The sequence below is a fragment of the Flavobacterium sp. genome, from assembly GCF_044368625.1.
Taxonomy (GTDB): domain Bacteria; phylum Bacteroidota; class Bacteroidia; order Flavobacteriales; family Flavobacteriaceae; genus Flavobacterium.
The window spans coordinates 1-4208 of sequence record NZ_JBIPPD010000249.1 but is presented as its reverse complement, the minus strand read 5'-3'; the positions used below and the strand labels follow the sequence as shown (position 1 = coordinate 4208).

The window sequence follows — 4208 nt, the reverse complement described above, 5'->3', positions numbered from 1 at the left end:
AAGTAGAATTATCAATTAATAACAGACCTATTAGAAAATTCAATTATCTTAGTCCAATTGAAACTCTAAATAATAAGTTTGTTGCACTTATGAATTGAACACAGCATTTACTTTAAAAATCAAAAATATTTTTGAAAGGAAAAGATAGATTTTGAAAAGTGGGACTTTTAATTTCATTATCTATTGTACATGGTTTTAATACAATAAAATTGTTATTTTTCAGTACATAAATCAGTACGGTTTCGGAAGAGGGATCCACAAGCCAATATTCTCGCACCAAGTTTTCTTTATGCGAGTCAAATTTGACGTCCATTTCTTTTTTTGGAATTTCCGGGAGAGCGTATTTCAATAATCAAGTCGGGAGCTCCGACGTCAAATGGTGCATAATAGACTTTGCAACTTTTGCTGGAGAAATAATGATCTACTTACCTGAAAATAGTTCCTGAAATATCCTGATGTTTTCTGTTTGGTGGGGGGACTCATTTTCAGAATTTTACCTTTAATAGGCACTACCCGCTTTTGAAACTACCAAAGTAAATAATTGGCATAGGTGTAACTGCCGTTAAGGTCGAGCTAGTCGATATTTGTGATTATTTTGCTTATGCCGTTCTCATTTTAAAAACAAATTTAAGGATTTTAACACCCAAAAAAAATAATCCTGTGCAATCAAATGGTCAATTTGAGAGGCTAAAACTTTGATTTTTAGTACCTTGAACTCTAAAACTAATTTACCTCATATAATCAAAAACAGTATTGTATTTTAACTCGCACTATTCTTTCAAAATTCGTGTTCGTAGATTTTGGCGTTTGGACAAGGTCGAAGAACAAAACACAATCGCATAAAAAAACCTCCAAATGTAAAGAACACTTGGAGGATTAAATACATTGTTCGGTATTACTTATGCTTCAACTGTTTTATCATCAATAGTAGCATCCGGAGCGTTTTTCATCACCGATTGAATACCGTTTTCGCGGGCCGCCACGCTTTCATACATCTCGCTACCGCCAATAATCTGGCCGTTTGTAGCTTTTAAATTAAAGTAAGGCTTGCCGTTTTTAGATTCCAAACGATCAAAAAGCTTATCCACTTGCGAATTTTTCCGAACGGATTCAATTCCATTCATGCAAGATGCTTTAGCGACATATCCTTCACTAATTAAAATTCCTTGACCATTTCCAGCTTTTAAATTAAACTGAAATTCACCATTTGCTCTTTTTGTAATCTCAAATTTTGCCATAATTGTTTTATTAATTGTTTTTTGTAGATTTAAAATTAGTAAAATCAGATGAAACTTGCATAAAAATTTAATTTTAAATTTGCTTATTCTAAAAAATAACAATCCACTTCACTACCTTAGAACCCTAAAATTATTAAACCCAAGTTATATGAAAAACACCTTCGCTTTACTGTTTTTTCTGGCGTTTGTCACTTCAAATGCACAAGAAAACTTATCGTATCAAAAGCCGCCAAAAGAAATTCTCGACCTTGCAGATTATGAGCGTGCTCCATCGGTTTCGATGGATACCAAAAAGGAATACATGCTACTTTCCTACCGCAATACCTACAAAACCCTTGATGATTTAAGTCAAGAGGAAATGCGTTTGGGAGGTTTGCGCATCAATCCGGTGACCAATATTTCCAGTACGACAACGTACATCAGCAACCTAAAAATCCGAAAAATTAAAGGTGCAAACGAAGAGCAAGTCAAAGGATTGCCCGAAAATGCCAAGATTACCAACATTTCTTGGTCGCCCAACGAAAAGAAAATTTCATTTTCTCACACCACTGCTACGGGTGTAGAACTGTGGGTAATTGATGTAGCAACCGCTCAAGCTAAAAAATTAACTGATGCACGAGTAAACAGCAATATGGGAAGTCCGTTTAGTTGGTTCAAAGACAACAACCATATTTTGGTAAAAATGTTGCCCAAAAACCGTCCAGCACTTATTGATGTAAAAAAAGATTTGCCTTCCGGCCCGATTGTTTCTACAGCAGACGGATCGGTTTCGCAAAACAGAACGTACCAAGATTTGTTAAAAAATAAAACGGACGAAACCAATTTTGAAACTCTAGTAACTTCTGAATTGTACAAAGTAGATTTAAACGGTATTGCTATACTTTTTAAAGAAGCCAATTTGTATGCTGGTGAGAATTTTTCGCCCGACGGAAATTATTTAATGGTAACTACTATCGAAAAACCCTTTTCTTATATTGTGCCGTTGAGTCGTTTTCCAAATAAAACAACAATTTATGATGCCAATGGAAATTTGGTGAAAATTGTGAACGACTCGCCATTGAATGAGATTATGCCTAAAGGATTTATGGCGGTTAAAAAAGGCAAAAGAAGTATGAATTGGCGTGCCGACGCTCCTGCTACTTTGTATTATGCAGAAGCCTTGGACGAAGGAAATCCGGCAAATAAAGTTGATTACAGAGACGAAGTATTTACTTGGGAAGCGCCATTTTCTCAAGCTCCTCAATCGTTTATTAAAACAGTACAACGGTACGGCGGCATTACTTGGGGAAATGCAACAACGGCTGTACTTTACGACTCGTGGTACGACACCCGAAATTCAAAAACCTACCTAATGAATCCTTCGGCATTGAACGAAGCACCAAAACTGATTTGGGACCGAAATTCGCAAGACATTTATGCTGATCCCGGAAATTTTGAAACCGTAAAAAACCAATACGGCAGATATGTGTTGGCCCTTGAAGGTGAAAACGCTTATTTACTGGGAGACGGACATACCAAGGACGGACAATTTCCTTTTGTAGATGAATTCAACATAAAGACTTTGAAAACCAAAAGATTGTACCAGTCGAATTACAAAGACAAAATAGAGAACATTTTTTCGATTGAAGATTTCAAAAAAGGCGATGTTTTGGTCCAAATTCAGTCTAAAACCGAATATCCAAATTATTACTTTAGAAACATCAAGAAGAAAAACAGTTTGACGCAGATTACAAATTTCAAAAACCCGTTTGAAAGCATTAAAAACGTTCATAAAGAAGTCATTAAATACAAGCGAAAAGACGGAGTGGCACTTTCTGGAACATTGTATTTACCCGCCAACTACGACAAGACGAAAAAAGAAAAATTGCCTTTGCTTATTTGGGCTTACCCAGAAGAGTTTAAAGACAAAAACAGTGCAGGTCAAAGCGCTCAAAACCCGAATGAATTTACGTTTCCTTACTATGGATCTTTTGTGTATTGGGTTACGAGAGGTTATGCAGTTTTAGACGATGCTTCGTTCCCGATTGTGGGTGAAGGCGAAACAGAGCCCAATGATAATTTTATTTCACAGTTGGTGGATAATGCAGAAGCGGCCATAAATGCCGTAGACAAGTTAGGTTACATCAACCCGAAAAAAGTGGCAGTTGGCGGACATTCGTATGGTGCATTTATGACTGCGAATTTGCTTTCCCATTCTAACTTATTTGCTTGCGGAATTGCCAGAAGTGGCGCTTACAACAGAACATTGACGCCTTTTGGTTTCCAAAGTGAACAACGTAATTATTGGGAAGTACCTGAGGTTTACAACACAATGTCGCCATTTATGAATGCGGGAAAAATGAAAACGCCGCTTTTGTTGGTTCACGGAGAAGCTGACAATAATCCAGGAACATTCACGCTGCAGACCGAGCGTTATTTTCAAGCTTTGAAAGGTTTGGGTGCTCCGGTGCGAATGGTTATTTTGCCAAAAGAAAGTCACAGTTATGTTGCGAAAGACAATATCTTGCACTTACTTTGGGAACAAGACCAGTTTTTAGAAAAGTATTTGAAGAATTAAATAGAAGCTTTTATTAAATTGAAAAAGGTTGCTGAAATTTGTATTTCGGCAACCTTATTTTTGAAAAATACTTACGTAATATTTTGTAAATTTGTTTTAAATAAAAAGTTATGGATATCGCAGTTGAAATTAAAAATATTCAGAAAGAACTTGAATTTGTTAAAGATGAACATTTAATTAATTCCATTAAATCGATTCTTGCTTACGCAAAAAAGCAAAAAAAAGAAATGCATTTTGCGCCATTCTCTATTGATGAATATCAAAAAAGAGCCGAGCTTTCGGAAAAAGATATCACATCAGGACGTTTTGTAAATGTTGATGATCTTTAGATGAGAACGGTTGTAATTACTCATTTTGCCTTAAGTCAAATCAATTCGATTTTCGAATATTACTCGCTCTTTGTTACAATTCGC

At 35.8% G+C, this 4208-nt stretch carries 3 protein-coding genes; 2 read left to right on the top strand and 1 reads right to left on the bottom strand.

Annotated features, from left to right (window positions below; translation table 11 throughout):
* Positions 1 to 899: 899 nt before the first annotated feature.
* Positions 900 to 1238 (bottom strand): YegP family protein, encoded by a 339-nt coding sequence (locus ACIQ2X_RS14225; protein ID WP_396179604.1) that lies wholly within the window; start codon positions 1236 to 1238, stop codon positions 900 to 902.
* Positions 1239 to 1386: 148 nt separating this feature from the next.
* Between ACIQ2X_RS14225 and ACIQ2X_RS14220 the strand changes: the two genes are divergently transcribed.
* Positions 1387 to 3795, top strand: coding sequence for a prolyl oligopeptidase family serine peptidase (locus tag ACIQ2X_RS14220; protein ID WP_396179603.1), 2409 nt, complete (start codon positions 1387 to 1389; stop codon positions 3793 to 3795).
* Positions 3796 to 3905: 110 nt separating this feature from the next.
* Complete coding sequence (locus tag ACIQ2X_RS14215) at positions 3906 to 4124, top strand: hypothetical protein (protein WP_396179601.1); 219 nt, start codon at positions 3906 to 3908, stop codon at positions 4122 to 4124.
* Positions 4125 to 4208 lie beyond the last annotated feature (84 nt).

Excerpts from the sequence above, each read along its gene's own strand:
- ACIQ2X_RS14225 (WP_396179604.1), bottom strand. The coding sequence starts at position 1,238 with ATGGCAAAATTTGAGATTACAAAAAGAGCAAATGGTGAATTTCAGTTT.
- ACIQ2X_RS14215 (WP_396179601.1), top strand. The coding sequence starts at position 3,906 with ATGGATATCGCAGTTGAAATTAAAAATATTCAGAAAGAACTTGAATTT.
- ACIQ2X_RS14220 (WP_396179603.1), top strand. The coding sequence starts at position 1,387 with ATGAAAAACACCTTCGCTTTACTGTTTTTTCTGGCGTTTGTCACTTCA.